This window comes from Ruegeria sp. BE3 (assembly GCF_056538865.1).
In genome coordinates, this window is the sequence record NZ_JBQFTW010000016.1 from 21,238 (window position 1) to 45,316 (window position 24,079).

Here is a 24,079-nt window from a genome sequence, read left to right on the forward strand (position 1 = left end):
TCCGCCATTGCGGCGAATTGGCTGGCGATTCCGCTTGACCTTTGGGCCTGCACTCTGTTGAACCCACCGGGTGTGTTTCACTGCTTAAGGTGGCTGTCCCCGATGGACGATCAGAATAAGAATCTTATCCTCGCAACCGCGCTCAGCTTTCTGGTGATCCTTGTCTGGTTCGTACTGTTCCCACCTCCGGAACCGACGGCGACAGAGGAAGAGGCCACGATCGCTGCTCTTGAAGGTGACGAGGTTCAAACGCCCAGTGCCTCCGGCACTGTTGGTGAGGCAAGCGCCGCCGCTGACGAAACACTGCCCGAAGAACAAGCCCCGCGCGTAGAGATCGACACACCGCGTCTGAAAGGCAGCCTGTCACTGTCGGGCGGCCGCATTGATGAGCTGTTCCTGAAAGACTACAAAGTTTCCATCGACGAAGGTGCTCCCATTGTCGAGCTGCTGTCCCCTGTAGGCTCTGAATCCGCCTACTACGCCCTCTACGGTTGGGCCCCGGGTTCTGGCGTATCCGGCACTGATGTTCCCGGTCCCAACACCCTCTGGACGCTTGAGCAGGGCGACGCGCTGGGTGTGGACACTCCGATCACCCTGGCTTGGGACAATGGCAACGGCCTAACCTTCCGACGCACCATTTCGGTAGATGAAAACTACATGTTCTCGGTGACCCAGTCGGTCGAAAACGCCACTGCGTCCGAGGTCAGCATGGCTCCTTACGGCATTCTGGCGCGTCACGGTATCGGCGAAGATGGCGATCTGCCGGGTCTCAAGAACTTCTTCATCCTACATGAAGGCGTGATCGGCATGGCGGACGGCACATTGTCCGAGGTCGATTATGGCGATGTGCGCGATTTTGACATCGACTCCACTGAGCGCGCACAGGCCGAGGTGTATCAGGTCAAACAGGACGGCTGGATCGGCTTTACCGACCATTACTGGATGACCACCTTGATCCCCGACCCCGGATCGGCGTTCAAAGCCGCGGCCAAATACGACTCGCGCCGCAAGATCTATCAGACGGAAACCGTATTGCCGACGCTGACCGTTGCCGCTGGCGCGACCGAAGAGGTCAGCACGCGTCTGTTCGCGGGTGCCAAGGAATGGGAAGCCATTCGCGAGTATCAGTCCGAAGGCGTGCAGAAATTCATCGACAGCATCGATTGGGGCTGGTTCTTCTTCCTGACCAAACCGATCTTCTGGTTGCTTCATAATATCAACCTTCTGATCGGCAATATGGGCTGGTCGATCATCGGTCTGACGCTGATCATCAAGGCGATCCTGTTCCCGCTGGCATTCAAATCCTATGTCTCGATGGCGAAGATGAAAGAACTCCAGCCACAGATGGAGGCCCTGAAAGAGGCTGCTGGCGATGACCGCCAGAAGATGCAACAGGGCATGATGGAGCTCTACAAGAAGGAAAAGGTGAACCCCGCCGCGGGCTGTTTGCCGATCCTGCTGCAGATCCCGATCTTCTTCTCGCTGTATAAGGTGATCTTCGTCACCATCGAACTGCGTCAAGCGCCCTGGTTTGGCCCGTTCCAGGATCTCAGCGCGCCGGATCCAACCTCGATCTACAACTTCTTTGGCTGGCTGCCTTGGGCAGCGCCGCAGCCCGAGAGCTTCATGGCGCTGATCTTCATCGGTATCCTGCCGCTGTTGCTGGGTATCTCGATGTGGCTGCAGCAGAAGCTGAACCCGGCACCAACCGACGCGACGCAGGCGATGATCTTTGCCTGGATGCCGTGGGTGTTCATGTTCATGCTGGGTGGCTTTGCAAGCGGTCTGGTTGTCTACTGGATTGCAAACAACACGATCACCTTTACCCAACAATATCTGATCATGCGCAGCCAGGGCTATACGCCTGATGTGTTCGGCAACATCAAATCCGGCTTCAAGCGCACGCCAAAAACGGACGATAAATGAGCGGCGCAGTTACCGCGCTGTGGCGGCATCCGATCAAAAGCCACGGGCGTGAAAGCCTTGATCAAGTCACCATGACCCCCGGGCAGACCATGCCCGGGGATCGTGTTTGGGCAGTGGCGCATGAGGTTTCCAAGGCAGACGGGTCGGAATGGGTGCCCTGCACCAATTTCAGCCGAGGTTCGAAGGCACCTCAATTGATGGCAATCTCGGCGCAATTGCACGGCAACACCGTCACGCTGCGCCATCCAAACAGGCCCGACCTGAGCTTTGAGCCTGATACGCAACAGCAAGCGTTTCTGGAGTGGGTCAAGCCGTTGATGCCTGCCGATCGCGCTGCATCCGCTCGTATTATCCGCGTTCCCGGTCGCGGCATGACGGACAGCGATTATCCATCAATCAGCCTGTGCAGCATGGCCTCGCATCGAGCAGTCGAACAGAAGCTGGGTCGCGACCTATCCATCACCCGTTGGCGCGGCAATATCTGGTTCGATGGGCTCCCGCTGTGGGAAGAGTTCGACTGGATTGACCGCGATATCCGCATTGGTGAGGTGGTCTTTCACGTCCGCGAGCGTATTACACGCTGCATGGCGACCACCGCCAACCCTGAAACGGGCGAGCGGGATGCCGACACGCTGGGTGCGTTGAACAGCTGGGATCATCAGGATTTCGGTGTCTACGCAGAGGTGCGGGAAGGTGGCATCATCCGCGCCGGTGACAAGGTTCAACTGCTATGACCGCGCTGCCATTCCCACTGGCCGAGACGCCCGACGAGTTTGCAGCGGAAATCGGGCGCAAGCTGTTTGCCGGACCTTCAGAGTTTGTCAAAGGCGTCGTCGCTATGGACGGATTGCCTGCCCCTGACCGGCTGGAAGTCTGCTTCGCCGGGCGTTCGAATGTGGGCAAGTCCAGCCTGATCAACGCACTGACCGGCACCAAAGGTCTCGCACGTGCCTCCAACACACCGGGCCGCACACAAGAGATCAACTTTTTTACCCAAGGCCCAGAGCTCTATCTGGTGGACCTTCCCGGCTATGGCTATGCCAACGCACCGGTCAAGGTGGTTGAGAAGTGGCAACGGTTGCTGAAGCAATACCTGAGCGGTCGTCAAACCCTGCGCCGTGCCTTTGTGCTGATCGACTCGCGCCATGGGGTGAAACCGGTCGATGCCGAGATCATGAAGCTGCTGGACACCAGCGCCGTAACCTTTCAATGCGTGCTGACCAAGGCCGACAAGGTCAAGGCCAAAGATCGCGAGAAGGTTCTGGAACAGGTGCGCAGCGCATTGTCGAAACACCCTGCGGCATTCCCTGAAATCGTGCTGACCTCGTCCGAGAAAGGCGACGGGATTCCGACCTTGCGCTCGATCATCGCGCATCTGGAATAGCTTCGCCCTTGGCAGCGCCGGGCAAAGGCCCTAACACGGTGTGTCAGAGGGACTTTAGCCATGAAGACACGAGATATGAATCGGGACTGGATCGCCACAGCAGCCACCTTGAACAGCGCCCTGCCCTACCTGCAGCGTTATGACGGCGCGATTGTCGTCATTAAGCTGGGCGGCCACGCCATGGGCAGTGACGAAGCAATGGAAAGCTTTGCCCGCGACGTGGTTCTGATGCGCCAGGTCGGGGTGAACCCGGTCATCGTTCATGGCGGTGGCCCGATGATCAATGCAATGCTGGACAAGTTGGACATCCAGTCTGAATTCGTGGGCGGCAAGCGCGTGACCGACAAAGCCACCGTAGAGGTGGTTGAGATGGTGCTTTCGGGTCTCGTCAACAAGCGCATTGTGCAGGCGATCAACGGCCAGGGAGGCTCGGCCGTTGGTCTGTCGGGCAAGGACGCTAACCTTATGATCTGCAACCAAACGGACCCTTCGCTCGGGTTTGTCGGTTCACCATCCGAGATGAACCCCAAAATTTTGCACGATCTGTTCTCACATGACGTGATCCCGGTAATCGCCCCCTTGGGTGCTGGCCGCGAGGGTGAGACATTCAACGTCAACGGCGACACGGCGGCGGGCGCGATCGCCTCAGCGCTCAAGGCGGATCGTCTTCTGCTGCTGACCGATGTTTCGGGCGTCAAGAACGCCGCCGGAGAGGTCGTGACCGAACTCAAAGCCGGGCAAATTCGTGAAATGACGCTGGAAGGCACGATTGCGGGCGGTATGATCCCAAAGACAGAGACAGCTCTGGACGCCCTGCACAGCGGTGTTCGAGCCGTTGTCATCCTTGACGGGCGCGCGCCCAATGCGGTTTTGCTGGAGCTGTTCACGGAACATGGCGCAGGCTCGCTGATCCGACCTGACTGATCGATGCGTTGAGGGTTTCGATGACTGACCAATCAGACACCTCTTCAGATATCTGCCCAAAATTCACGCGCGTCGCGCAAGCTGCTGAGGCTGCAGGCCTCATCATCATGGGCGCTTTGCACCCCCGCGTGACTGAAACCAAACAGCTGGAGACCGGCACACTGATAATGCTGGGGACTGCCGGTGCCTTCTGGCCAGTACTGAAAGCCGCCCCTGAGTGGCAACACACAGATCCGGTGGATCGGTGGTCAACCCGCGTTGTTGGCCAGATGGCGCAGGAGCTTGGCGCTGAAGCTCACTTCCCATTCGGCGGCCCGCCTTATGCGCCTTTCATCGACTGGGCGCTCAATTCCGGTCGCACCTTCAGCAGCCCGGTCGGAGCGCTGGTGCACGATACAGTCGGGATGCTGATCTCGTACCGAGGGGCGCTGCACTTCCCGGAAGAATTTGCGATCCCTGAAGCTATTTCCGCCTCGCCCTGTACCACTTGCCCCGCGCCCTGCACCACAACGTGCCCGGTTGGCGCGCTCAATCCTCATAGTTTCTATAATGTTACGGCCTGCCATGATCATCTGAACACAGACGAAGGGCAGACCTGCATGACCGGAGGATGCCTTGCACGACTGGCTTGCCCGCTCAGCGCGGGCGCAGAGCGCGATCCGGGACAGTCTGCACACCATATGAGGGCGTTTCATCCCTCATGACCCGCACACTGATCTTAACACGCCATGCCAAATCGAGTTGGGACGACCCGTTCCTGAACGATCATGATCGGCCGCTGAATAACCGCGGACGCAAATCAGCCGCAGCAATTGGCGGATGGCTTAGCAAGAATGGCTGGTTGCCGGATGAGGTGATTAGTTCGAGTTCTGCGCGTACGCACGAAACCTGGGACAGGATGGGGCTTGAGGCCGCCAGTGTGGAGTTCACCCAAGGCCTCTACCATGCTGGGTCAGATAATATGCTCTCCGTTTTGAACGGAGCCCGAGGACGAAAGGTTCTGATGATCGGGCACAATCCCGGTATCGGGGATTTTGCTAAAAGGATTGTACGGCAAGCGCCGGATCATCTCAGATTTCACGACTACCCGACTTGTGCGACGACCGTGATCCGGTTTGAAGTTCAGAACTGGCCAAACGTGACTTGGCACAGCGGCACAGTAGAAGGATTTGCCATTCCGCGCGAACTACTGGAATGAAAAAGGCGAGGTTGAAACCCCGCCTTTTCAATCGCTTCGCTTGGATCAGTGTCCCAGAATCTGGCTGAGGAACAGCTTGGTCCGCTCGCTTTGCGGGTTGTTGAAGAACTCTTCGGGTTCGTTCTGTTCCACGATCTGACCGGCATCCATAAAGATCACGCGGTTGGCGACCTGACGGGCAAAGCCCATCTCGTGGGTCACACAGAGCATGGTCATGCCTTCTTCGGCCAGTTCGATCATGGTGTCGAGCACCTCTTTGATCATCTCCGGGTCCAGCGCCGATGTCGGTTCATCGAACAACATGATCCGCGGCATCATGCAAAGCGAGCGCGCGATCGCCACACGTTGCTGCTGACCACCCGAAAGCTGGCCGGGATATTTCAGCGCCTGATCCGGAATCTTCACCTTTTCAAGAAAATGCATCGCGCGCTCTTCGGCCTCTTTCTTGGGCGTCTTGCGCACCCAGATCGGGGCCAGCGTGCAGTTTTCCAGAATGGTCAGATGCGGGAAAAGGTTGAAGTGCTGGAACACCATGCCAACCTCGGACCGGATTTTGTCGATGTTCTTGAGGTCATTCGACAGCTCGGTCCCATCGACGACGATCGTACCCTGCTGGTGTTCTTCCAGCGCGTTCAGGCAGCGGATCAGGGTGGATTTGCCCGACCCTGACGGCCCAGCGATAACAATCCGCTCGCCCTGATTGACGGTCAGATTGATGTCGCGCAGCACGTGGAAGGACCCGTACCACTTGTTCATGCCGTTGATTTCGATGGCGACCTCGTCGCTCACCTGCATCTTGGAGCGATCGATTTCGCGTTCTACTGCAAGTTCAGACATGTGTTGAACTCCTTAACGATGATCCGTGGCAAGGCGACGCTCGAGCCACTGGGAATATTGAGAGATGCCGTAACAGACGACGAAGAACAGAAGCGCGGCAAAGCCCAGAAGCTCCCAATAGACGCCGTTCCATTCGGTTGACGCCAGGATCGGGCCCCGGATCATGCCCACCAGATCGAACATCGAAATGACCGAAACCAGTGTGGTGTCCTTGAACAGCCCAACGGCCACGTTCACGATCCCGGGGATCGAGATCTTCAGAGCCTGCGGCAGGATGATCAAACGCATCGCCTGCGGGTAATCCAGACCCAGACTGTCTGCTGCCTCATACTGTCCACGTGGAAGCGCGGCCAGACCACCGCGGATCACCTCGGCGATATAGGCGGCGGAGAACATGGTGATCATGATCACAACGCGCAAGAACAGGTCGACCGTGCTGTCAGGCGGGAAGAAATACGACAACATCACCGAAGCCACGAACAGCAGCGTGATCAGAGGCACGCCACGGATGAATTCGATGAAGATAACGCAGACCCACTTGATCAGCGGCATGTTCGACTGACGGCCCAGCGCAAGCGCAATCCCCAACGGGACAGACAACGAAACGCAGGCCAAGCCCAGCATCATGTTGAGCATGAAGCCCCCCAGATCGCGGCTGGGAACAGCTGAAAGCCATGCCCCTTCGGACGCATCTTCTGGGATCAACGCACCGCCAAGCTTCCAGACAACCAAAGCAACGATAATGGCCCCGAAGAATCCAGCGGCAAAGCTGTTCTTCCCGAGCTTCTGAAAGACCGCACCCGCCGCAACGCAGCCAAGTAGGGCCACGAAGGGTACCAAGATCGTGCCACCCCAAATCAGCCAGAAAGCGATAAAGGGATAGAGGGCTGTAAAGATCAGTAGCTTGCGCGGAAGGTCAAAGAACAGGACCGGCGCAACGGCCGCAAGCATCAATACGAAAGCCAGATTAGGCCGCCAATACGCATCGTCAGGATACTTGAACCCATAGATAAGCTGAGGCCAGCGTTCGGTCAGTACCGCAAAACACGCCCCTGTTTTACCAGCAAGGATCTCGCGGCATTCCGCCAGCGAGTTCGCGTTCCAAACACCGTTCATAATCCATGGCAACGTATTCTTCAGAAGCACATAGATCAGCATCAGCGACAGAACCGTCAGGATCGTGTTGGACACGCCCGAGAAGAGATTCTCGCGCAGCCATTTTACGATACCCGTCTGGTTAGCCGGTGGAGGCGACGGAGGGATGGTGCCCTCGGCCACGAAGGCGATCGGATTTGTTGTTTGATCAGCCATGGCTCAGCGCTCCTTCAACTTGACGGATGCGTTGTAGATGTTCATCGCCATCGAGATCAGCAGCGAGGCTGTCAGGTAGAACAGCATCAACAGCAGAACACACTCGATCGCACGCCCGGTCTGGTTCAGCGTGATACCGCCAAGAGTCGCAGTGATATCCGCGTAACCCACGGCAATCGCCAGAGAGGAGTTCTTGGTGATGTTCAGATATTGCGAAATCAGCGGCGGGATGATTACCCGCAGCGCCTGCGGCAGGATCACAAGGTTCATGATCCGACCCGGGCGCAGACCCAAAGCGGCTGCGGCCTCGGTCTGACCTTTGCTGATCGCCTGAATACCCGCGCGCACGTTTTCCGCGATAAACGCGCCGGTGTAGATCGAAAGCGCGAACCACAAGGCAATCAGTGGCCCACCGATCTTGATGCCACCGCTGAAGTTGAAACCTTTCAGCGCGGGCACATCCCAAGTCAGACCCATGATCACCATCAGGATGGCCAACGGAACCAGCCAGACGGCCAGCTTCACCATGCCGGTCTTGGGGCGATCACCAGTCTGTTCTTGTTTCAGGGTCGCGCGTTTTTCGATTTCACGCGTTGCAAACCATGAGCCGACCAACACGGCAATGACCAGAAGCCAGTTCAGAATGTTAACGCTGAACAAGCCATTCGCGAATTCGGGTCGCGGAATATAGACCCCACGATTGGTAAAGGCGAACAGATCGAACAACATGCTGGAGGTCGGGTTGTCACCACGGAACGCCCTGGGCCCCGGCAGCACAGCCGTCATGATGGTGAAGATAATGATGATCCAGATCAGGACCGGAATGTTCCGGAAGATCTCGACATAGACCGCCATCAGCTTTGAGACGAGCCAGTTATTCGACAGACGCAACACGCCCGCGATCACACCGAAAACAGTGGCAGTGATACAGGCCAGGAATGCAACCAGCAGAGTGTTGAGGATACCGACAACAGCGGCGCGTCCATGCGAGGACTGGCTGTCATATTCGATCAGGCGCTGGTTGATGTCGTACCCCGAAGGGTCGCCCAGAAATGAGTAGGAAATATTGAGCCCTGCGGCCCGGAGGTTCTGGATCAGGTTGTTGCCAAGATACCAGATGGAAAGCGCAATAACGACGGCCGCGATCACCTGAAAGGTAAGAGAGCGATAGCGGGTATCGTTTATGAGCATTGACAACCGAAAATCAGCTTTCGGTGGGTCAGTCATAGTCGACATATTTTGGGATCCCCGTGGCTTGCGGACTCTTCTTTATCGGCAGGGTTTTCCCTGCTCATTAGCTGTCCGCAGCATTTTGATGAGAAGAGGGCGCAGGTTGCCCCGCGCCCTCTCCTTCGAATGTCTTAGCGGAACGGCGGCGAGTACAGCAGGCCGCCGTCGGTCCACTGTGCGTTCAGGCCGCGTGCCAGACCGATCGGGGTTTCTTCACCGATGTTCTTGGCAAAGACTTCGCCGTAGTTACCACCGGCTTTGATTGCCTTGGCCGCCCAGTCGGCGTCCAGACCCAGCATCTCGCCCAGGGTGCCTTCGGTACCCAGCAGACGGTTCACTTCGGGGTTGTCGGTGCCGGCTTTCATCTCATCGATATTGGCCGAGGTCACGCCCAGCTCTTCAGCCGAGACCAGCGCGTTCAGGGTCCAACGGACAACGTCGCCCCACTCGTGATCGCCGTGACGGACCAGCGGGCCCAGCGGCTCTTTCGAGATGATTTCGGGCAGAAGGACGTGATCACCGGGGTTTTCGAACGTGGCGCGGGTTGCGGCCAGGCCCGATGCGTCGGTGGTGTAAACATCACATGCGCCAGCCAGGTACTGCTGCTGCGCTTCAGCGTTGGTTTCGATCGGAACCGGCTCATAGCTGATGTTGTTCGAGCGGAAGAAATCCGCCAGGTTCAGCTCGGTGGTGGTGCCGGTCTGGATGCAGACGGTTGCGCCGTCCAGTTCCTTGGCCGAGCTCACGCCCAGTGCCTTGGGAACCATGAAGCCCTGACCGTCATAGTAGTTCACACCAACGAATTCGAACTTCAGGTCGACGTCGCGGCTGAAGGTCCAGGTGGTGTTACGGGCCAGCATATCGATCTCGCCCGAAGCCAGAGCTGTAAAGCGGGTCTTACCGGTGGTCGGAACGAATTCAACAGCGTTTGCATCGCCCAGAACAGCAGCGGCAACGGCACGGCACAGCGAGACGTCAAAACCCTGCCATTCGCCATTTGCGTCGGGTGCAGCGAAGCCGACCAGACCGGTGGTCACACCGCAGTTCAGCTTGCCGCGTGCTTTGACATCGTCAACGGTCCCTGCCGCAGCTGCGCCAGCGGCCAGGCCGGCAATAGTCGCCACGCCCAAGATTACGGATTTTTTCATTTTTACCTCTTCCTGATTTTCCATCCCTTTCAGGGACGGTTCGATCCGGCGCAGGCGCGCCAGAAAGGTTACCCAAAAGGTGTCTCCCCTTTAGTGGCCCAAGTTTGGGCGTATTCATCAACAAACGTCAAGGGCCGGATCAGCGAAATCGATAGGTCGATGTTGCAGAAATTGCGCTCAAAAAGGCTATTTTTGCCAATCAAGTCTCAGGAAGAGAGATCAAAGAAGTGTTTTGCGTGCAAAAAGGCGGCCTCTTTGATCCGGGCGGCGGCGTCCGCTTCCTCGTCATGCCCCCACTGTTCGATCTGCCACAGTTCATCAAGCCCCGAAATGCGCCATATCTCGTCCGGTTTGCGCCAATTCTGAGCGGCGGCAAAACCAAGAATCAATGAACCCGACAGACTCACGAGATCGTGAAACGCAGCCAACTGGAACGGATTGAGACCGTGAACCCGCGCGCGCAGTGCCTCCAAAGCAGCGGTATTCTGCGGTTGATGCACCACACCGGCCAGTGGAACCAGCCGCACCCCCAGCGCCTCAGCCGCCCAGTCAAGCGCTGGATCCCATGCCTCGGCCTGCCGCGTCTGGAGCGTTTCGGGATGGGTTGCGCGATAGCACAGCAAGTCCGAATCGCCGTAATCCGCAAGCATGTCGGCAACTTCGGCATGCTGATGACGTACCTTATCAATGGCCGCGTTGGCCGAGCGGGTGAATGGCATCGTGCTCGGATCGACCTCGTTTTCCTGCGCATCCCATTCGGCGGCAACGGCCTCAGCCATTGCGCGGGTGGGCAGCACCAGAGCTGCCTTGGCGGGTGTTTTTACCCGGCGGCCATCCAACTCGACCGTATGGCCATCTTCGGCCTCCACGACCGTGCTTGAAGTCCAGAAGCGTTTGGGTTTCCAGTCGCTCATCTTAAATGCCCCAGATTCTGGCCAGTGCGTCTGGCAATTGCTCAAAACTGTCGATCACGGTGTGCGCGGCGCGCAACGCGGATTGATCGTGATAACCCCAACTGACCCCGATACCCGCGATCTGCGCGACTGCGGCCATCTCCATATCGAAGCTGGTATCGCCAATCATCGCCGCCTGTTGTTGCGCGACGCCGGTTTCCACAAGAGCAGTTTCAATCATCGAAGGGTGCGGCTTTGAAGGGTGATGGTCTGCCACCTGCCGCGTGACGAAATAGCGCTCAAGCCCGTGCGCCTCTAGCAACGCATCGAGACCGCGTTGGGATTTGCCAGTGGCAACACCCAGCAGGATCTCGTCACGCTCATGCAGTTCCTCGATCACCTCGCGGGCACCGGGATAGAGTGGTGAGCTGGCAGCACCCTGTTCCAAACGCTGCGCGTGATAGGCTTGCTTGTAGCCCTCGACCAATCGATCTTGCACATTCACCGACTGATCCGGTGCAAGGCGTGCCATAGCATGTGGCAGCGACAAACCTACAATGGACAGAATTGCCAACCGATCCGGAACAGGCAGCGAAAGCGCTTGAAAACTGGCGGTCATCGCCGAAACGATCGCCCCCTGACTGTCGACCAGCGTGCCATCCACATCGAACAGAACCAGCCGCAGAGGCGCGCTCATCGCAGTTCCTCGAACGGATCATCCGCCGCAAGGTCTTCTGTCCAGCCCAGCGTATCCCAGCTGTGCTTCATATGATCAGGCAGCGGCGCCGAAAGCGAGATGGGTTTGCGCGTCATCGGATGTTCAAAGGACAGGCTGCGGGCGTGAAGATGCAGCTTTTTGCTGATGATGCCACCCAACTGCGCGCCCCAGCCATCGCCCAGGTTCTCCTGCCCCGAGCCGCCATATTTACCATCGCCGATGATCGGATGTCCGATGGCCGCCATATGCGCGCGCAACTGATGGGTACGGCCTGTGACCGGCTCCATCGCCACCCAGGCCGCGCGCCCTGCCACACGATAAAGCGTTGCATAGAGCGTATGCGCACGCTTTGCGCCGGGCGTATCGTTCACTTCGCTCGGATGCACGGCGATCATCTTCTCGCCTTCACCCTGCTTGCCATGGCCGGGGGCCTTGACCAGCCCGGTCTTGATCTCGCCCAGATAAGGCGTCGGCACGCCGGCCACCAACGCCCAATAGATCTTGCGCGTGTTGCGATGCCGGAACGCCGCCGTCAGCCCCTTGGCGGCCTCACGCGTGCGGGCCATCAGCAGAACTCCGGACGTGTCCTTGTCCAGCCGGTGCACAAGGCGCGGGTCCTCATCATAGCCAAAGCGCAGCGCCTCGGACAGACTATCGACGTGGCGGGTTTGACCACTTCCACCCTGCACCGGCAGGCCATGCGGCTTGTTGAGCGCCAGAACGTGGTCGTCCTTGTAGATCACGCAGGACTGGATCATCTTCACATCCGCATCCGAGATGCTGCGCCGCACCTCGGCCGGCTTATGATCGGCATCCGGCAGCGGTGGCACACGCACCGACTGCCCAACCTCAAGCCGGGTCGAGGCCTTGACGCGCCCGCCATCAACCCGCAGCTCGCCCCTGCGGCACATCTTCTCGATCCGGCCCTGACTGACATGCGGGAACAGGCGGCGCAGCCAACGATCCAACCGCTGGTCGCCATCGCCCTCTGCGACTGTGATCATCTGCACGCCACTCATGCCATTGCCCCTTGCCCCGCGCGGTCGATCCGCCCGGAATTTACCCGTTTCAGTGTCTTAGAAAACATGCGCGTCTGTCGCGCGCCTCGCGCGAAGAGTCAAGCCGAGCCTATCACGTGTTCCGCTGCGCCCGTAGCTTCGCGAAATAATCCAACCGCTTTTTCAACTCACGCTCGAACCCGCGTTCGACTGGCTGATAGAGCGCGGGTCGTTCCATACCGTCGGGGAAATAGTTCTGCCCCGAAAACCCGTCTTCGGCATCATGATCATAGGCATAGCCTGCGCCATAGCCCTGATCCTTCATCAACGACGTCGGCGCGTTCAGGATATGTTTGGGCGGTGGCTCGCTGCCCGATTGCTTGGCCAGATTCATCGCCGCCTTATAACCCACATAGGTTCCGTTCGATTTTGGGGCCAGGGCCAGATAGACCAGCGCCTGTGCCAGTGCCAGTTCACCCTCGGGACTGCCAAGCCGTTCGTAGGTCTCCCACGATTGCAGGCAGATCGCCTGTGCCTGCGGGTCAGCCAGCCCGATATCTTCGACGGCCATACGGGTGATCCGACGCGCCAGATAGCGTGGGTCTTCGCCCCCGGTCAGCATCCGCGCGAACCAGTACAGCGCCGCGTCCGGGTCCGAACCGCGCACCGATTTGTGCAGGGCCGAGATCAGGTTGTAATGCTCATCCCCCGACTTGTCATATTTCGCCGCGCGCCGCATCAGCCTTGTCGACAGTGCGTCGGGGTCCAAAGGCGCATCGACCGTCCAGGCCGCCACCTGCTCGATCAGGTTCAACAGCGCCCGACCGTCGCCATCCGCCATCTCCTGCAATGCCTCGCGCGCCTGTCCGGTCAGAGGCAAGGCGCGGCCCAGCTCTTTCTCAGCGCGTTGGGTCAGCCGTTCGAGATCGGCAAGGCTGAGCCGCTCCAGCACCAACACCTGCGCCCGGCTAAGCACAGCGGCGTTCAACTCGAACGAGGGGTTCTCGGTCGTGGCACCCACCAGCAGGATGGTGCCGTCTTCCATATGCGGCAGGAACCCGTCCTGTTGTGCCTTGTTGAACCGGTGGATCTCGTCGACGAACAGCAGCGTACCCTGCCCGTTCTGACGCCGGATTTTCGCGGCCTCAAAGACTTTCTTCAGATCAGGCACGCCGGTGAAGATGGCACTGATCTGAACAAAATGCAGATCCGTCTCTTGCGCCAGCAAACGCGCGATGGTGGTTTTACCGACCCCTGGCGGCCCCCAAAAAATCAGGCTCGACAAACTGCCAGAAGCGAGCATGACCCCCAGCGGAGCATCCGGGCCCAGAACCTGTTCCTGTCCTATCACCTCAGCCAGCGATTGCGGGCGCAGCCGATCGGCCAGCGGACGGTGCGGAGAAGCCGCAGGTTCAGAGGAACCGGTATCAAACAGATCCGCCAAGATTTACAACCGGAACCGCAGGGACACGGTGCGCCCGTCCCGCTGCAGCTCAAACTGCAGGCGGCGGCCCGGATTGGTGAGCGCTTCGATCACATCATCGGGGGCGGCGATATCGGTGTCGTTGATACGGCTCAGCACATCTCCGACCCGCAGGCCCGAGCGTCCGCCATAGCGACCGGCATCGACAACCACAACACCGTCCACAGACAGGGGCAGCCGCAACCGCGTAATCACTGCGGGATTGATGCGCGATACGGTCAGACCCGGCATCACCGTACGGTCGGTCAGAGTCGTTTCGTCCGCGGCAGGCGTATCCGGCGCCTTGACCAGCTCCACGCTGACGTCATCTCTCTGATCGCCGCGCAGACGGGTCAGCACGGACGTCCCGCCGACCCCTGCCACAGACATGCGGAATTTCATTTCGGCGGGTGAGTTCACTTCATCCCCGTCCACATGTGTCACCACATCACCCACGCGCAACCCGGCCTCGCCCAGCGGGCTTAGCGGATGAATATCAGAAACCACCACGCCCATGGGGAATGTCAGACCCAGCGACTCGGCAATATCTGCGCTCATGTGCTGGCCGGAAATCCCGGCCCAGGGGCTGATGAAACTGTCATTACCGCCCTGCGCTTGCCGCAAAAACTCGGCCACCAGATTTGCCGGGATCGCAAAGCCGATCCCGTTTGATCCGCCTGAACGGGTCAGGATTGAAGTATTGATGCCGATCAAATCCCCATTCACATCGATGAGGGCGCCCCCGGAATTACCCGGGTTGATCGCCGCATCCGTCTGAATGAAATATCCCCGCGCATTACCCGTCGCCGTCCCGGTGCGCGCCAGCCCCGAGATGATGCCTGACGACACTGTCTGCCCAACTCCAAAAGGGTTGCCGATGGCCAGGGCAAGCTCGCCCACTTCAACATGATCAGAGTCGCGCAGCTTCAGAAATGGCAAGTCCTGCGCTTCTTCCAGCCTCAGGATCGCAATATCGCTTTCCTTGTCGCCCAGCACGACCTCTGCCGAGTATTCGCGCCGATCCGTCGTCACCACCCGGATTTCAGTGGCGGTCCCGACGACATGGTAGTTCGAGACCACATAACCGTCTTCAGACAGGACCACCCCCGATCCCAATGAATTCTGCACACGCTGCTGCGGCTGGTTGAAACCCCGGCCAAAGAAATCCTGAAAGAACGGGTCAGAAAACAACGGATTGACCCGCCCCTCTCTGACGATCTTGGCGTAAATATTAACCACAGCGGGCGATGCTTGCTTCACAACCGGCGCAAACCCCAATGAGATTTCCGCCTGCGATGTCGGCACGCGTGTCTCAGCGGACGCGACCGACGCGCTGATCATGAAAAAAGCCAGAAGGGACGCACGAACCATCTTTACCTCTACCTGCAAGACTGCGTTGGATATGCGTCTATGCAGGCGATAATGCAAGCATACCCTGACAGGTGTCGTCTCAGTCCAACGGCGCGTGTAGCTGGGTTCCTTTGGTTATGATCCCACCCCGATTTCCAACCTCAATCGTGCCGTAGCGTTGCGTGAACACTTCGGGCAGTTCCCGGTCGCCTTCGGGCGACAGCCAGAGGCGGAACAAGTGGCGGCGCTGAGTGGGATCGGGCCAGTCCGTAAACCCTGTGCGATCATGTAGCTGAGAGTGGTTATAAACAAATTGCATATCGCCGGGCTGCAACCGCATGGTCAGATGCATCTCGGGGTCATTGGCAAGGGCATCAAATGTATCCAAGGCCGCAACGTGATCATCGCTCAACCGCATTGCTTCCGGAAAGCGCTGCGCGCTGTCGATATACTGTCTCTGATAAAACACCGTCAGCTTGCCATTATGCCATGTGAAGGGCGGGATGGTCATGAACGGCTCCATCCCTTCAGGGACTTCTCCGCGCCGATCGGTTGCGACAGGATCGAACAAGCATTCCAGCAGGTTGGGGCATTCAGCCCGCATCCGGTTATAGATCGCTTCTGCACTCACCAGCAGCGAGTCACCACCTTCTTTGGCATCACGCAGGCATAACAGGCCAACGATATCGGCGCTGTCAGTATGGAAGGTCTGGCGCTCATGGGTCTGGTAGATACGGGTATTAGGATCGTTTGCATCCGCGCCAATGTCGCGGACATGCCCGAGGATATGTCCCTGTGCATTCTGAGAACGGGCCGACCCCAGATGCGCCCCGACGCCACAGAAAATCGCGGCTGCCATTTCCTGCGTATAGGTCCCGGTTGGCAGACCGCGCAGGACTTCGAACCCAATGCCATTGATCAACTTGTCGCGCAGGTAAGCCAGATGTTGGTCGAAGTGCTTTAGTGGAAAATCAGCCTTCGTCATTTGGCCGATGTCACGCCCAAGAGACAGGTAGTGGTGTGCCGCCTGCTCAAGATCGGCAACATCATCCGGCGTCAGGTCCACAATCCAGTCTGCCTGACGCGCGCGCATCTCGGCCCCAGTCCAAACCGAAGGACCGGTTAATTGCGCGGGTATCTCGGAAAGCACTGTCATGATCCAACCTCCTCAGCTGTTTTTCAGAGTGGAACAAGGCAGGCTTGGTTTCATCACCAGAATTCGTCGAAAATAACCTGATTGCGACACCGGCTGATCGCAAAAGAAAAGCCCCCGCGTCTGAAACGCAGGGGCTCAAGTCAGAAAGAATGACTTTCTTATTCTTCGTCTGCTGCCTCTTCGGCGGCAGCGCGGGCCTTGTCAGCCGCGCCTTTGGCGTCAACGTCACGATCAACGAATTCGATGATCGCCATCGGAGCCATGTCGCCATAGCGGAAGCCTGCTTTCAGGATGCGGACGTAACCGCCCTGACGCTCGGCGTAGCGGGGGCCCAGAACTTCGAACAGCTTGGCGACATCTTTGTCTTCTTTCAGCTGCGATGCAGCCTGACGGCGGGCGTGCAGGTCGCCACGCTTGCCCAGAGTGACCAGCTTTTCGATGATCGGGCGCAGTTCTTTTGCCTTGGGCAGAGTTGTTTTGATTTGCTCATGTTCGATGAGCGAGCCAGCCATGTTTGCAAACAGAGCTTTACGGTGCTCATGAGTACGGTTCAGGCGGCGGTAACCACGTGCGTGACGCATTTTCTAATTCCTTCTTTCGCGTTTTGCTTTGTCTGGCCGGCGATGCGTGTCACCGGCTCTCCTTGGGGCAGGATTGCCCGGGTCTTTCGTGTTGTACGCCCCGCAATGGGCGGAGCGTCCGTGTTGTACAACCTTGCAGGCCGGGCTTCAGCCCGGCACTGACTTAAAAGGCGTCTTCGAACTTCTTCGCCAGATCTTCGATGTTGTCGGGCGGCCAGTCCTCGACATCCATGCCGAGGTGCAGACCCATGCCGGACAGCACTTCCTTGATCTCGTTCAGCGACTTGCGGCCGAAGTTCGGGGTGCGCAGCATCTCGGCTTCGGTCTTCTGGATCAGATCGCCGATGTAAACGATGTTGTCGTTCTTCAGGCAGTTTGCCGAACGGACCGACAGCTCCAGCTCGTCCACTTTCTTCAGCAGCAGCGGGTTGAACTCCAGACCATCGTCTTCGTCCTGACGGCCAGCCGATTCCGGCTCGTCGAAGTTGACGAAGATCGACAGCTGATCCTGCAGGATCCGAGCGGCAAAGGCCAGCGCGTCTTCCGGCGTGATCGAACCATCGGTGTCGATCTTGAGGGTCAGCTTGTCATAGTCCAGAACCTGACCTTCACGGGTCGGCTGAACGTCATAGGCAACCTTTTTGACCGGCGAATAGATCGCGTCGATCGGGATCAGGCCAATGGGTGCATCTTCGGGTTTGTTCTTCTCAGCCGAGACGTAACCTTTGCCGGTGTTGACGGTCAGTTCCATGAACAGGTCCGCGCCATCGTCCAGGTGGCAGATGACGTGATCGCGGTTCAGAACCTCGATGCCAGCGCTTTCGCTGATGTCGCCAGCGGTGACAACGGCGGGGCCTTTGGCATTGATCGACAGGCGCTTGGGCCCTTCGACTTCCATGCGCAGCGACACGCCTTTGAGGTTCAGGATGATGTCGGTGACGTCTTCACGAACGCCTGCAACCGAGGAGAACTCGTGCAGGACGTTGTCGATCTGAACGCTGGTGATGGCCGCACCTTGCAGCGAGCTCATCAGAACGCGACGCAGCGCGTTGCCCAGGGTCAGACCAAAGCCACGCTCAAGCGGCTCGGCAACCAGGGTTGCCTGACGTGCAGGGTCGTTGCCCGGCTTGCCGTCCAGCTGGGTCGGCTTGATCAATTCTGCCCAATTCTTGTGGATCATGTAATCCCTCCATTCCTGTCCGCGCCCCATGACCAACAAGGTGCAGACGCCCGAGGTTCAAAATGACGTGCTGGGGCCGTGCAAAAACACAGCCCCAGCCTAATTCAAAATCGCTTAGACGCGACGACGCTTCGGCGGACGGCAGCCGTTGTGAGCAATCGGTGTCACGTCGCGGATCGACGTGATGTTGAAGCCCACTGCAGCCAGCGCACGCAGAGCCGATTCACGACCCGAACCGGGGCCCTGAACTTCGACTTCCAGCGTCTTGACGCCGTGTTCCTGCGCCTTTTTGCCTGCATCTTCTGCAGCCATCTGAGCGGCGTAGGGTGTCGATTTCCGCGATCCCTTAAAGCCCATGGTACCGGCAGACGACCACGAAATGGCGTTGCCCTGTACGTCCGAGATCAGGATCTTGGTGTTGTTGAAGGTCGAGTTCACATGGGCAACGCCCGATGCGATGTTCTTACGCTCTTTGCGCTTAACGCGAGTCTTGTCACGTGCCATCGGTCAGACCCTCCCTTATTTCTTCTTACCGGCAATGGCCTTTGCGGGGCCTTTGCGGGTACGAGCATTGGTGTGGGTACGCTGACCGCGAACCGGCAGGTTGCGGCGGTGACGCAGACCGCGATAGCAGCCCAGGTCCATCAGGCGCTTGACGTTCATCTGAACTTCACGACGCAGGTCACCTTCAACGGTGAAGTTTGCATCGATGTGCTCGCGGATGGCCAGAACTTCGGCGTCGGACAGTTCGTTGACGCGACGGTGCGCTTCAATACCTACGGCTTCGCAGATCGCTTTGGCCGAGGTGTTTCCGATACCGGTGATATATGTGAGGGCGATTGGTACCCGCTTTGCAGTCGGGATGTTTACGCCGGCAATACGTGCCACGTGTCACTTTCCTTTTCGTTGCGGTTCCGTAGCTCCAGAACCTTTTTTCACAACGCTTTACCGTGGCAGTGTGGCCAGAGGGTTCAGCATTATTCGAGGTGGTCGGGGCAGTTGGGACGAATCCCGCATGCGGTCTTGATTCCCTTTAGGGATGGGGGTCGATATGGGCTTTTGGCGTTGGCGTCAAGCCCATATCAAAATCAGCCAAGAATGGCTTCGATCGACGCCGTGACCTCCTTGATATCCGCCAGTCCGTTCACCGGACGCAGATCGCCTTTGGCATAGTAATAGCCAATCAGCGGCGACGTCTTCTTGTAGTATTCCATCAGACGCGTGCGCAGGCTGTCTTCGTTGTCGTCTGCACGACGCTGGAAGTCATTCTCTTTACCGCAATTGGTGCACTTGCCATCGGCCGGGATCGGTTTGGTGATGTCGTTGTAGACTTCACCACATCCGCCGCAGGTCGAGCGTGCGGTGATACGATCTACCAATGCATCGTCATCCACGCGCATTTCGATCACGGTGTGCAGGGATTGCCCCAGCTTGGTCAGAAGCGCCGCCAGCGCGTCGGCTTGCGCCAGCGTGCGGGGGAAGCCGTCAAAGATGAAACCGGCACCCGTTTCCGAGGTCAGTTTCTCTTCGATCAGGCCGATCACGATCTCATCGGTGACCAGCTTGCCTGCGTCCATGATGGCCGCAACCTTCTGGCCCATTTCGGTGCCCGAGGTTTTTGCTTCGCGCAGCATGTCGCCTGTGCTCAGCTGTACCATGCCGCGTGTTTCAACCAGGTGACGTGCCTGCGTCCCCTTGCCTGCCCCCGGGGGGCCGAGAAGAATGATGTTCATCTACGAGAAGGTCCCTTCCTGTTACGTTTCTTCCCCTTACCACGCAGCTGGGACTTTTCGATAAGACCTTCGTATTGATGCGCTAGCAGATGGCTCTGGACCTGTTGGATCGTGTCCATGGTCACAGAGACGATAATCAGAACCGAGGTGCCACCGAAATAGAACGGAATGGCAAACTGGTTCCGCAGGATTTCCGGCAACAGACAGACGGCTGCCAGATAAGCTGAACCCAGAACCAACACGCGGTTGACCACGTATTCCAGGTACTCAGACGTTTTCTTGCCGGGACGAATGCCGGGAACAAATCCGTTCTGCTTTTTCAGGTTGTCCGCCACATCATCCGGTTTGAACGACACGTTGAACGTATAGAAATAGGCAAAGAACACGATCATCGAGGCGAAGAACAGCAGATAGAGCGGCTGTCCGGGGCCAAAGTTGGCCAGCAGCCATGACATGATCGGTCCATTGGTCGCCCCCGAAGAGAAGGTCGAGATCGTCACCGGCAGCAGCAGCAGCGAGCTGGCAAAGATCGCCGGGATCACGCCCGCCGGGTTCACTTTGACCGGCAGGTGGCTGGAGCCGCCTTCATAGACTTTCATACCGGCCTGACGGCGCGGGTATTGAATATGGATCTTGCGCAGAGCGCGTTCCATGAACACCACAAAGGTGATCACGGCGATGACCATGACAATCACACCCACGATCACGGCAGGGCTGATCGCGCCGCTGCGTCCGCTTGCGAAGAACTGCGCCAGAGCGGCGGGAACTTCGGCGATGATGCCGACGAAGATGATCAGAGAGATACCGTTGCCGATGCCGCGTGCGGTGATCTGCTCACCCAGCCACATCAGGAACATGGTACCACCGACCAGAGTGATCATGGTCGACATCCGGAAGAACATGCCCGGATCGGTCGCGAGATCACCGGATTCCAACGATACGGCCAGACCATAAGCCTGAACGGTGGCCAGCGCGACGGTACCAAAACGGGTGTATTGGTTGATTTTCTTGCGCCCCTGCTCGCCCTCTTTCTTGAGCTGTTCGAGCGCGGGGACCATCGATGTCAGCAGCTGCACGATGATCGAGGCCGAGATATAGGGCATGATGCCGAGGGCAAAGATACCCATCCGACCCAGCGCCCCACCGGTGAACATCGAAACCATGCCGCCGATGCCCTGCCCTGCCTGCTCCATGAACTCGCGCAGAGCCTGCCCGTCGATGCCCGGAACCGGAATGAAGGTGCCCAGACGATAGACGATCAGCAAGGCCAGCGTGAACAGGATGCGGTTGCGCAGATCGGTAGCTTTGCCCAAAGCAGCCCAGCTTGTGTTGGCTGCCATTTGTTCTGCTGCTGATACCATAAATCGGTCTCTCTTATGAAAACACCGCCCGGAACCGTTTTCCGGCTCGGGCGGCGTCTTGGAAAACTCTGAGGTCTATGTAAGCGGGTCTTGGCCCGCTCACAAGCGCTTACTCTGCCGCAGCAGCTTTTGTGACCGTCAGTGAACCGCCCGCTTTCTCAACTGCCTCAACAGCAGCTTTCGAAGCACCGGTGACTTCCAGGTTCACTTTCGCGCTGATCTCGCCTTTCGCCAGAACGCGGACACCGTCCAGCTTGCGACGGACCAGACCGGATGCAACCAGCGCGTCCTCGGTGATCGCAGCTTTGGCATCCAGCTTGCCGGCGTCGACGAATTTCTGGATCAGGCCCAGATTGATAACGGCGAATTCCTTGCGGTTCGGCTTGTTGAAGCCACGCTTAGGCAGACGCTGGTACAGCGGCATCTGGCCGCCTTCGTAGCCATTGATGGCCACACCCGAACGGGATTTCTGGCCTTTGATACCACGGCCACCCATTTTACCTTTGCCGGAACCGGGACCACGGCCAACGCGAGTGCGTTTCGGTGCAGCGCCGGGATTGTCGCGCAATTCGTTCAGTTTCATATCGCTTCTCCTATGCCGGATGTGACCCCCGAAGCGTGATGGGCCAACCACGGCGTTTCTTGGTTTTGATTCTCGTGGCGCGATGCCACCGGAGCGCTCTACAGCGTCGCGCCTTCGGTTGCAAGGTTTGTTGTATTACAACTGCCAAAACCAAAAGAGGCGCCGGTCCGGCGCCCCTTTCTTCGTGAGTGGTAGGTGTCTTACGAGCAGTACGCGTGTTCACGCGCGATATCAGCAATGTCGCACCGACGAATACCGATATCGTCCAGCTCGCGATTGCTGAGGCGCTGAAGCTCGGAATAGGTGCGGTTGTATTCGATCGCGCGCGCGCGGGTTTCTTTCATGCCTTCAACGAAGGCCGCGATACGGCCCCGCAGATTGAAGCCGCCATGTGTCAGAGTAGCTGTATGTGCCATGTTTCTAATCCTTTCTGTACCGAGGCGTATTCCCCGGGCGTTTCCATGTGTTCCTTTGTGGACAACGCTCAGATAGGAGTGTTGGGTACCGCTAACAACGAAGGTTTTGGTCTAGCCGGTATGCGTTTGGGGAATGGCCCGGGCAGCCCGTCAATCAGCAGGTGCCGGGCGAAATGCCGAAGCCGTCCAGATGTGAAACGCGCCACCCGCAGGTTCGGTTGTCACGTCCGCAAAATAGGGCCGCAGCGCATCAATCTCGGTCTTGAGGCATAGCCCGCGTATCGGCCCGCCTTTGTATTTACGCATGTCTCGTTCGACCGAGTCAGTACTTTTGATATAGATATGCTGCCCGGCCCCCGCTTTTGGCGCATGGACATGAACCGCGCCCCGGGGAAACAGCTTGTTTTCAAGCCTGCAGAAAACAGGCGTCTCACCGGGTTGGAATGTCGCGTTCAACTGCCCAAGGATTTCGCCAATCGGCATCCCGTAGTTTCGCGATTTGGACTGTGCCAGAACATCTGCAGGCCGCAAGGGACCACCCAGCATGACCGCGATCAGGATGGTTGCGACGATGCCGACCACCGGTTTGCGGCAGACATAAAAGATCAGCCACGCAGCCGCGACGCACAGCAGCGGCAAAATCGTAAGGGTATAACGATCATACACGTTTTCCTGCGCCAGGATCATGACCAGCACAAAAAAGAACGCGATGGAAGACATGGCAAAATAGGCCGATCGCCTGGCAACAAACGGTATCAACAGCAGCCCCGCCAAACCGGCAAGCCTGATCACCGGTTCGTCATACAGAATCAGCGCATCGAAACCGGCGATCAGGCGCGAAACGAACTCCATGTTTTCAGGGATGAAGCGATTTAGCATCTCACCTTCTATAGAACCGCTCAGCCGGTCCTGCCCCCAGTATTTGACGTGCTGGAAAATCTGCCAGAAGAACCCCAGAAAGAACGCCGCCAGAACCGAATAGGCGAAGCGCCGGTCACTGCAGATGTCGCGCACCCGGTCACCGTGAATCCGCGAAGTGAGCGCCACCCCAATCAAGGCGATCAGCAGAAACGCCAGCGGTGTCGGACCTTTCTGCAACCCCGCCAGAAAGACGGCCAACGGGAAGGTCGGCCAATAGCGCGGATTCCTGAAAGACAAAAACAGCGACAGCACACCCAGCGTCGTGAAGAACACAGCACCTGCATCTAGCATGGCCGAGGTCGAATACTGCCAGAACTGGTCGGAGGTCGACAACAGCAGCACCGAGGCGGGCATCAACCACACCTGACGCGGAAACATGACCCAGGCGAGCGCGGCCGTGGTGATCATCGCACCGGCAGCAAAGATCAGGGATGGAATGCGCAGCGCGACAAGGTCTGTTACCCCCGCCTCGATCAGACCGGCCGAAATCCAGTACTGAAGCGGCGGCTTTTCCAGCGTGGGCTTGCCAAGGCTGTAGACGGTGAACCAGTCCTGAAACGCGGCAAAGCCCAGGGTCCGGTCGTGGGTATAGAACTCGTCATATCGCCAGAGGTCGCCGCCCCCCAGATTCTGCGCGTGCCAGAAGATAGCGGCGACGACGATAGTGACACAGATCAGCGCCGCGTAAATGCTTGCGTAGTGAGGTCCAAAGGTCTTTTGTTCAATCTGAGCCATAGTGCCAACATAAATATATCTGCATGCGTTCAGT

The 24,079-nt window shown here is 58.3% G+C and carries 25 protein-coding genes; 6 read left to right on the forward strand and 19 right to left on the reverse strand.

The window, feature by feature from the left end; all coding sequences use genetic code 11:
* Positions 1-102: 102 nt before the first annotated feature.
* From yidC to ACR0AZ_RS20685, 6 genes are read left to right on the forward strand one after another with little or no spacing between them, the layout of a single operon-like run.
* Positions 103-1,926, forward strand: a complete 1,824-nt coding sequence (gene yidC / locus ACR0AZ_RS20660; protein ID WP_480471854.1) for a membrane protein insertase YidC — start codon at positions 103-105, stop codon at positions 1,924-1,926.
* Positions 1,923-2,660 carry an MOSC domain-containing protein gene (locus ACR0AZ_RS20665; protein WP_480471853.1) on the forward strand — a complete coding sequence of 246 codons (738 nt, stop codon included), beginning with the start codon at positions 1,923-1,925 and terminating at the stop codon, positions 2,658-2,660. The genes yidC and ACR0AZ_RS20665 overlap by 4 nt, the downstream gene beginning before the upstream one ends.
* Positions 2,657-3,310, forward strand: coding sequence for a ribosome biogenesis GTP-binding protein YihA/YsxC (gene yihA, locus ACR0AZ_RS20670; RefSeq protein WP_480471852.1), 654 nt, complete (start codon positions 2,657-2,659; stop codon positions 3,308-3,310). Before ACR0AZ_RS20665 ends, yihA begins: the two co-directional genes overlap by 4 nt.
* A 60-nt stretch (positions 3,311-3,370) precedes the next feature.
* A complete protein-coding gene (argB, locus tag ACR0AZ_RS20675; protein ID WP_480471851.1) occupies positions 3,371-4,234 on the forward strand; it encodes an acetylglutamate kinase in 864 nt (287 codons plus the stop codon).
* A gap of 20 nt (positions 4,235-4,254) precedes the next feature.
* Positions 4,255-4,938 carry a ferredoxin gene (locus ACR0AZ_RS20680; protein WP_480668161.1) on the forward strand — a complete coding sequence of 228 codons (684 nt, stop codon included), beginning with the start codon at positions 4,255-4,257 and terminating at the stop codon, positions 4,936-4,938.
* Positions 4,935-5,432, forward strand: a complete 498-nt coding sequence (locus tag ACR0AZ_RS20685; RefSeq protein WP_480668162.1) for a SixA phosphatase family protein — start codon at positions 4,935-4,937, stop codon at positions 5,430-5,432. The genes ACR0AZ_RS20680 and ACR0AZ_RS20685 overlap by 4 nt, the downstream gene beginning before the upstream one ends.
* 45 nt (positions 5,433-5,477) lie before the next feature.
* Here the strand turns inward: ACR0AZ_RS20685 and ACR0AZ_RS20690 are convergent, their stop codons facing one another.
* The 19 genes from ACR0AZ_RS20690 to ACR0AZ_RS20780 all read right to left on the reverse strand — a co-directional run bounded on the left by ACR0AZ_RS20690 (position 5,478) and on the right by ACR0AZ_RS20780 (position 24,045).
* A complete protein-coding gene (locus tag ACR0AZ_RS20690; RefSeq protein ID WP_269149813.1) occupies positions 5,478-6,269 on the reverse strand; it encodes an amino acid ABC transporter ATP-binding protein in 792 nt (263 codons plus the stop codon).
* Between the two features lie 12 nt (positions 6,270-6,281).
* Complete coding sequence (locus ACR0AZ_RS20695) at positions 6,282-7,580, reverse strand: amino acid ABC transporter permease (RefSeq protein WP_480471848.1); 1,299 nt, start codon at positions 7,578-7,580, stop codon at positions 6,282-6,284.
* Positions 7,581-7,583: 3 nt separating this feature from the next.
* Entirely contained in the window at positions 7,584-8,816 is a 1,233-nt protein-coding gene (locus tag ACR0AZ_RS20700) for an amino acid ABC transporter permease (RefSeq protein ID WP_480471847.1), read from the reverse strand.
* A 125-nt stretch (positions 8,817-8,941) separates the two neighbouring features.
* Positions 8,942-9,958, reverse strand: coding sequence for an amino acid ABC transporter substrate-binding protein (locus ACR0AZ_RS20705; RefSeq protein WP_480471846.1), 1,017 nt, complete (start codon positions 9,956-9,958; stop codon positions 8,942-8,944).
* Positions 9,959-10,164: 206 nt separating this feature from the next.
* Positions 10,165-10,872, reverse strand: a complete 708-nt coding sequence (locus ACR0AZ_RS20710; RefSeq protein ID WP_480668163.1) for an ATP12 family chaperone protein — start codon at positions 10,870-10,872, stop codon at positions 10,165-10,167.
* Between the two features lies 1 nt (position 10,873).
* Positions 10,874-11,548, reverse strand: coding sequence for an HAD-IA family hydrolase (locus tag ACR0AZ_RS20715; RefSeq protein WP_480471844.1), 675 nt, complete (start codon positions 11,546-11,548; stop codon positions 10,874-10,876).
* Entirely contained in the window at positions 11,545-12,588 is a 1,044-nt protein-coding gene (locus tag ACR0AZ_RS20720) for an RluA family pseudouridine synthase (RefSeq protein WP_480471843.1), read from the reverse strand. The genes ACR0AZ_RS20715 and ACR0AZ_RS20720 overlap by 4 nt, the downstream gene beginning before the upstream one ends.
* Positions 12,589-12,700: 112 nt before the next feature.
* Positions 12,701-14,011: a replication-associated recombination protein A gene (locus ACR0AZ_RS20725; protein ID WP_480471842.1), complete on the reverse strand. Its 1,311-nt coding sequence runs from the start codon at positions 14,009-14,011 to the stop codon at positions 12,701-12,703.
* Between the two features lie 3 nt (positions 14,012-14,014).
* Complete coding sequence (locus tag ACR0AZ_RS20730; RefSeq protein ID WP_480471841.1) at positions 14,015-15,400, reverse strand: trypsin-like peptidase domain-containing protein; 1,386 nt, start codon at positions 15,398-15,400, stop codon at positions 14,015-14,017.
* Positions 15,401-15,479: 79 nt separating this feature from the next.
* A complete protein-coding gene (locus ACR0AZ_RS20735) occupies positions 15,480-16,535 on the reverse strand; it encodes a TauD/TfdA family dioxygenase (RefSeq protein ID WP_480471840.1) in 1,056 nt (351 codons plus the stop codon).
* Positions 16,536-16,693: 158 nt separating this feature from the next.
* Positions 16,694-17,116, reverse strand: coding sequence for a 50S ribosomal protein L17 (gene rplQ / locus ACR0AZ_RS20740; RefSeq protein ID WP_480668164.1), 423 nt, complete (start codon positions 17,114-17,116; stop codon positions 16,694-16,696).
* Between the two features lie 163 nt (positions 17,117-17,279).
* Positions 17,280-18,296, reverse strand: coding sequence for a DNA-directed RNA polymerase subunit alpha (locus ACR0AZ_RS20745; RefSeq protein ID WP_010437127.1), 1,017 nt, complete (start codon positions 18,294-18,296; stop codon positions 17,280-17,282).
* A 114-nt stretch (positions 18,297-18,410) separates the two neighbouring features.
* Positions 18,411-18,800, reverse strand: coding sequence for a 30S ribosomal protein S11 (rpsK, locus tag ACR0AZ_RS20750; RefSeq protein WP_008757289.1), 390 nt, complete (start codon positions 18,798-18,800; stop codon positions 18,411-18,413).
* A 15-nt stretch (positions 18,801-18,815) separates the two neighbouring features.
* The gene (rpsM, locus tag ACR0AZ_RS20755; protein ID WP_008757392.1) at positions 18,816-19,184 is read right to left on the reverse strand and encodes a 30S ribosomal protein S13; all 369 of its coding nucleotides are present in this window, start codon (positions 19,182-19,184) and stop codon (positions 18,816-18,818) included.
* A 200-nt stretch (positions 19,185-19,384) separates the two neighbouring features.
* Positions 19,385-20,029 carry an adenylate kinase gene (locus tag ACR0AZ_RS20760; RefSeq protein WP_480471839.1) on the reverse strand — a complete coding sequence of 215 codons (645 nt, stop codon included), beginning with the start codon at positions 20,027-20,029 and terminating at the stop codon, positions 19,385-19,387.
* The gene (secY, locus tag ACR0AZ_RS20765) at positions 20,026-21,390 is read right to left on the reverse strand and encodes a preprotein translocase subunit SecY (protein WP_480471838.1); all 1,365 of its coding nucleotides are present in this window, start codon (positions 21,388-21,390) and stop codon (positions 20,026-20,028) included. Before secY ends, ACR0AZ_RS20760 begins: the two co-directional genes overlap by 4 nt.
* Positions 21,391-21,499: 109 nt before the next feature.
* Entirely contained in the window at positions 21,500-21,973 is a 474-nt protein-coding gene (gene rplO / locus ACR0AZ_RS20770) for a 50S ribosomal protein L15 (protein ID WP_170592313.1), read from the reverse strand.
* A gap of 200 nt (positions 21,974-22,173) precedes the next feature.
* On the reverse strand, positions 22,174-22,389 hold the full coding sequence (locus ACR0AZ_RS20775; protein ID WP_480471837.1) for a DUF1127 domain-containing protein: 216 nt from the start codon (positions 22,387-22,389) through the stop codon (positions 22,174-22,176).
* Positions 22,390-22,539: 150 nt separating this feature from the next.
* Entirely contained in the window at positions 22,540-24,045 is a 1,506-nt protein-coding gene (locus ACR0AZ_RS20780; RefSeq protein ID WP_480668165.1) for an ArnT family glycosyltransferase, read from the reverse strand.
* Between the last annotated feature and the right edge of the window lie 34 nt (positions 24,046-24,079).

What these genes read in the sequence shown, in the direction of transcription:
- ACR0AZ_RS20760 (WP_480471839.1), bottom strand. Translation starts at nt 20,029, where the DNA reads ATGAACATCATTCTTCTCGGCCCCCCGGGGGCAGGCAAGGGGACGCAG.
- ACR0AZ_RS20680 (WP_480668161.1), top strand. Translation starts at nt 4,255, where the DNA reads ATGACTGACCAATCAGACACCTCTTCAGATATCTGCCCAAAATTCACG.
- yihA (WP_480471852.1), top strand. Translation starts at nt 2,657, where the DNA reads ATGACCGCGCTGCCATTCCCACTGGCCGAGACGCCCGACGAGTTTGCA.
- ACR0AZ_RS20720 (WP_480471843.1), bottom strand. Translation starts at nt 12,588, where the DNA reads ATGAGTGGCGTGCAGATGATCACAGTCGCAGAGGGCGATGGCGACCAG.
- rpsK (WP_008757289.1), bottom strand. Translation starts at nt 18,800, where the DNA reads ATGGCACGTGACAAGACTCGCGTTAAGCGCAAAGAGCGTAAGAACATC.
- rplQ (WP_480668164.1), bottom strand. Translation starts at nt 17,116, where the DNA reads ATGCGTCACGCACGTGGTTACCGCCGCCTGAACCGTACTCATGAGCAC.
- ACR0AZ_RS20705 (WP_480471846.1), bottom strand. Translation starts at nt 9,958, where the DNA reads ATGAAAAAATCCGTAATCTTGGGCGTGGCGACTATTGCCGGCCTGGCC.
- ACR0AZ_RS20665 (WP_480471853.1), top strand. Translation starts at nt 1,923, where the DNA reads ATGAGCGGCGCAGTTACCGCGCTGTGGCGGCATCCGATCAAAAGCCAC.
- rplO (WP_170592313.1), bottom strand. Translation starts at nt 21,973, where the DNA reads ATGAAACTGAACGAATTGCGCGACAATCCCGGCGCTGCACCGAAACGC.
- ACR0AZ_RS20715 (WP_480471844.1), bottom strand. Translation starts at nt 11,548, where the DNA reads ATGAGCGCGCCTCTGCGGCTGGTTCTGTTCGATGTGGATGGCACGCTG.
- ACR0AZ_RS20745 (WP_010437127.1), bottom strand. Translation starts at nt 18,296, where the DNA reads ATGATCCACAAGAATTGGGCAGAATTGATCAAGCCGACCCAGCTGGAC.
- ACR0AZ_RS20690 (WP_269149813.1), bottom strand. Translation starts at nt 6,269, where the DNA reads ATGTCTGAACTTGCAGTAGAACGCGAAATCGATCGCTCCAAGATGCAG.
- secY (WP_480471838.1), bottom strand. Translation starts at nt 21,390, where the DNA reads ATGGTATCAGCAGCAGAACAAATGGCAGCCAACACAAGCTGGGCTGCT.
- ACR0AZ_RS20710 (WP_480668163.1), bottom strand. Translation starts at nt 10,872, where the DNA reads ATGAGCGACTGGAAACCCAAACGCTTCTGGACTTCAAGCACGGTCGTG.
- ACR0AZ_RS20700 (WP_480471847.1), bottom strand. Translation starts at nt 8,816, where the DNA reads ATGTCGACTATGACTGACCCACCGAAAGCTGATTTTCGGTTGTCAATG.
- ACR0AZ_RS20730 (WP_480471841.1), bottom strand. Translation starts at nt 15,400, where the DNA reads ATGGTTCGTGCGTCCCTTCTGGCTTTTTTCATGATCAGCGCGTCGGTC.
- argB (WP_480471851.1), top strand. Translation starts at nt 3,371, where the DNA reads ATGAAGACACGAGATATGAATCGGGACTGGATCGCCACAGCAGCCACC.
- ACR0AZ_RS20685 (WP_480668162.1), top strand. Translation starts at nt 4,935, where the DNA reads ATGACCCGCACACTGATCTTAACACGCCATGCCAAATCGAGTTGGGAC.
- ACR0AZ_RS20780 (WP_480668165.1), bottom strand. Translation starts at nt 24,045, where the DNA reads ATGGCTCAGATTGAACAAAAGACCTTTGGACCTCACTACGCAAGCATT.
- ACR0AZ_RS20735 (WP_480471840.1), bottom strand. Translation starts at nt 16,535, where the DNA reads ATGACAGTGCTTTCCGAGATACCCGCGCAATTAACCGGTCCTTCGGTT.
- ACR0AZ_RS20695 (WP_480471848.1), bottom strand. Translation starts at nt 7,580, where the DNA reads ATGGCTGATCAAACAACAAATCCGATCGCCTTCGTGGCCGAGGGCACC.
- ACR0AZ_RS20775 (WP_480471837.1), bottom strand. Translation starts at nt 22,389, where the DNA reads ATGGCACATACAGCTACTCTGACACATGGCGGCTTCAATCTGCGGGGC.
- yidC (WP_480471854.1), top strand. Translation starts at nt 103, where the DNA reads ATGGACGATCAGAATAAGAATCTTATCCTCGCAACCGCGCTCAGCTTT.